Genomic DNA, 276 nt, shown 5'->3' with positions numbered 1-276 from the left:
GATGGCATGTTGTAAACTAACTGGAATCGCCTTGATAATACTCTTACGAACCTTTGTAACTGTGATAAAAACGTTAAACAAACCGCAGAGGAAAACCATTGCCAAAGCTTCTTGCCAAGTAAAACCAAGACCAATAACCACTGTATAGGTAAAGAAGGCATTCAACCCCATACCTGGTGCCAAGGCGTAAGGTACGTTAGCAAATAATCCCATAACAAGCGTTGATACAGCACTGGCAATTATTGTAGCCAAGAAAACAGCCTGTGTTGGCATACC

Annotated in this window: 1 protein-coding gene; it reads right to left on the bottom strand. The window is 41.7% G+C overall.

The annotated features are described in order from the left end of the window. On the bottom strand, window positions 1-276 hold a 276-nt coding region (locus tag C1G53_RS09060), incomplete at both ends, for a solute carrier family 23 protein (RefSeq protein ID WP_330847474.1).

The sequence above is a fragment of the Streptococcus suis genome (assembly GCF_002960445.1).
Lineage (GTDB): Bacteria > Bacillota > Bacilli > Lactobacillales > Streptococcaceae > Streptococcus > Streptococcus hyiners.
This window is presented reverse-complemented; position numbering and strand designations above follow the sequence as displayed.